The 2,948-nt window shown below is 39.8% G+C and carries 4 protein-coding genes; 3 read left to right on the plus strand and 1 reads right to left on the minus strand.

The annotated features are described in order from the left end of the window. The coding region (locus tag Q0314_RS03970; RefSeq protein ID WP_298056757.1) for an alanine--tRNA ligase-related protein at positions 1 to 125 on the minus strand (125 nt) is incomplete at its 3' end. Positions 126 to 303: 178 nt separating this feature from the next. Here Q0314_RS03970 and Q0314_RS03975 point away from each other — a divergent pair. From Q0314_RS03975 to Q0314_RS03985, 3 genes are read left to right on the plus strand one after another with little or no spacing between them, the layout of a single operon-like run. Continuing rightward, positions 304 to 1,164, plus strand: coding sequence for a Gfo/Idh/MocA family oxidoreductase (locus tag Q0314_RS03975; RefSeq protein WP_298056740.1), 861 nt, complete (start codon positions 304 to 306; stop codon positions 1,162 to 1,164). Then, the gene (hemH, locus tag Q0314_RS03980) at positions 1,161 to 2,093 is read left to right on the plus strand and encodes a ferrochelatase (RefSeq protein WP_298056751.1); all 933 of its coding nucleotides are present in this window, start codon (positions 1,161 to 1,163) and stop codon (positions 2,091 to 2,093) included. The genes Q0314_RS03975 and hemH overlap by 4 nt, the downstream gene beginning before the upstream one ends. A 40-nt stretch (positions 2,094 to 2,133) precedes the next feature. After that, positions 2,134 to 2,589: a response regulator gene (locus tag Q0314_RS03985; RefSeq protein WP_298056754.1), complete on the plus strand. Its 456-nt coding sequence runs from the start codon at positions 2,134 to 2,136 to the stop codon at positions 2,587 to 2,589. Positions 2,590 to 2,948 lie beyond the last annotated feature (359 nt).

Consider the following 2,948-nt stretch of genomic DNA (forward strand, 5'->3'; position numbering starts at 1 on the left):
TTAAACGGCACCATGCCGGCGTTTGTAAAAAGTAGCGTAGCGTCGTTTGGCACTAGCGGTGCAGACGGGATGATCTCATGACCTTTGCTTGCGAAAAAATTTAAATAAGCCTCTCTAATATCCATCGTTTTATTCCTGATTAAAGTTTTAAAATAGGGCTGATTTTAGCATAAATTTAATAAAACTTGTTTGAGGCCCGCTATAAAAAGGCGTCGGTAAAATTTAAAAATCGCTCGCATTATCCGTTTAATTACTATTTTTTACTATAATTGTCTAAAAACATTAAATTTTGGAAAAAAGATTATGAAAAAACGAGTTGCGATAATAGGATTTGGAAACGACGCGAAGCACTACTATAACGAGCTTCGCCGCTCCGAACACTTCGAGCTGGTGGCGATTTTTGACGGCGTGCAAAATAGCGAAATTTGCGGACGGATTCCTTTTTACGATAATATAAACGACCTTTTGGACTCCGTGCGCATCGACGCTCTTATCGTAACCGACACGCACAAATATCTAAATTTGATACCAAAATGCCTAAATTTTATAAAATTTATTATGCTTGATCCTTGGCTTTGCAAATCAGGCGAGATAAGGGAACTAAAATACTGCTTTAAATCCCAAAATATAGGCGCTTACGTGGCTTTTACGGATAGGTTTAATCCCGTGATCGCCTCTATAAAAAAGGAGCTCGCTAAAGAAAGGGAAATTTTCTCGCTAAATATCTCGCGCGGTTTTAACAAAGGCGTAAATTTACAGCTGGAAATTTTACAAAACGTCGATTTAGCAAGGTTTGTAACGGGTAGCGAAGTGGTGTTTGGTAACAAAATCTCTATCCAAAATGAAGATAAAAGAAGCGAAACCGATGCGCTTTTTCAGCTTAAATTTAAAAATCAAACCTTAGCCAGCATTCACAACTCAAAGCGTTTTAAAGCCGAGCGATTTACGATCGAATTTGCTGCGAGCGGAGGCGTGTATTTTGGCGATATGTCGGGTCTAAAGTTAAACAAATATACGCTTGAGGGGCAGCAAAATTTGAAAGTTTACGGCGACGTTTCGCCGGCTAAAGCATTGTTTGCAGAGTTTTACCAGGCTTGTTGCGGCGCAAAAAGCGATCTAAGCACGCTTGAAGACGCGCTAAAGGCTCAGGAGATTTGCGAATGAGACTAATTTTACTACTAAACATGGGTGGGCCAAACGACCTTAGCGAGGTTGAAGTTTTTTTAAAAAATATGTTTAACGACCCCTGTATTTTGGGGATAAAAAGCCAGCTCTTGCGTAAATTCGTCGCATTTGCGATAACAAAATCCCGTCTAAAAACCGCGCAAAACAACTACCGTCAAATCGGCGGCAAGTCGCCCATCTGCGAGCTTACGGCTAGGCTTTGCGGTAAAATTTCGCATTTTTTAGACGATGATACGGCGGTAGCTTTTGCGATGAACTACACGCCGCCTTTTGCGAAGGATGTTTTAGCTGAGTTTATGGACGCTTCGGAGATCGTTGTTTTTCCTCTCTACCCGCACCACTCGTTTACGACCGTAACATCTAGCATAAGCGACTTTGAAAAGGCGCAAGCCGAGCTAAATTTAAAGGCGAAAGTAAAAATCATCGAGCCGTTTTTTGAGGATGAGAGATATAACGAGGTTGTCGCAGATGACATCGAAAAAGCTGCAAGTAATCTAAACTCAGGCGAGATAACGCTGGTATTTTCGGCGCACTCTTTGCCGCAAAAGATGATCGATGCGGGCGATATCTACGAGGAGCACGTCAAGCGTCACGTTCAAATTTTAACCGAAATTTTGGAGAAGCGAGGAGTCAAATTTAAGCAAATTTTGCTCGCATACCAGTCAAAGCTAGGCCCCGTAAAGTGGCTCGAACCCTCACTAAATCAAGCGCTAACCGAGATAAAAGATAAAAAAGCGCTCATTTATCCGATCTCGTTTTGTATTGATAACTCCGAAACCGTTTTTGAGCTATCAAAGGAATTTCGCCATATCGCAGACGAGCTAAAATTTGATTTTTACGATGTTGTAGCCTGCCCAAACGATAGTGAAAAATTTGCTAAATTTATAGTAGACAAAGCTAAGGAATAAAATTTGCTTGCGATAGCATATCTTTTATAAAGGATGCGAAATGACGATCGAAGAGCAAAAATTTATCCAAAAGATTTTGGCCGAGCTTGCGCAAAAAGCCATAGAAAAGACTGCAAAGGCGGTAAAAGGCGCCGACTTTGAAAAAGAGCTCAAAAAAGCCGTTGAGCCGATAAAAACCGCCAAAGAGCCTGATGTGGAAGGTTTTAAAAAGACTCTTACGGAGCTTGGCGCAGCAGGATTTTTATCGCAGATGAACGAGCAAAAAATCCAGGAAAAGCTAAGCATCAAAAAAGAGGAGCTGATGGAGGCTTTAGGGCTAAATACCGATATGAAAAAAAGCCTAAGAGATGAGCTTGAAACCGTACTGGACGATCTTTTGACTAAATACGAAAAAGAGCTTCGAGCTAGTTTGCAAAGCAACTCCTTGCTAGAAAAACAGCAATCTTTGCAAAATAAAAATCCGTCGATGTTAAGTACGGTTTTAGGTATCGTATAAATTTGGCGTAGTTTTAAGTCGCGGCGAGTCGGCGTAAAATTTGAATTTGATGTTTTGATATCAAAGCCTTAAAAGCTCGCCGAGACTAAAACAGCAATATATTAAAACTTGTATTATTTAAGCGTATTTGCCGACGATAAAAAGTAAAATTTTAGATAATTTACAAATTAGCCTTTAAAAACAAAATAGCCAAAATTTATTTTATTGCGAATTATTAAATTTAAAAAGGCTCAAGATAAGTTAAGCGGATTCTCTCTTATCAATCTCAACAGTTTCTGATATAGGTCTTCCTGCGTAGTTTTAGTATTATATCTAAACTCTACTTCACTTCGCTCGTAGCTGCATGCAGAACACACTCT

It is taken from the genome of uncultured Campylobacter sp., from assembly GCF_938040115.1.
GTDB lineage: Bacteria > Campylobacterota > Campylobacteria > Campylobacterales > Campylobacteraceae > Campylobacter_A.

What these genes read in the sequence shown, in the direction of transcription:
- hemH (WP_298056751.1), top strand. Translation starts at nt 1,161, where the DNA reads ATGAGACTAATTTTACTACTAAACATGGGTGGGCCAAACGACCTTAGC.
- Q0314_RS03985 (WP_298056754.1), top strand. Translation starts at nt 2,134, where the DNA reads ATGACGATCGAAGAGCAAAAATTTATCCAAAAGATTTTGGCCGAGCTT.
- Q0314_RS03975 (WP_298056740.1), top strand. Translation starts at nt 304, where the DNA reads ATGAAAAAACGAGTTGCGATAATAGGATTTGGAAACGACGCGAAGCAC.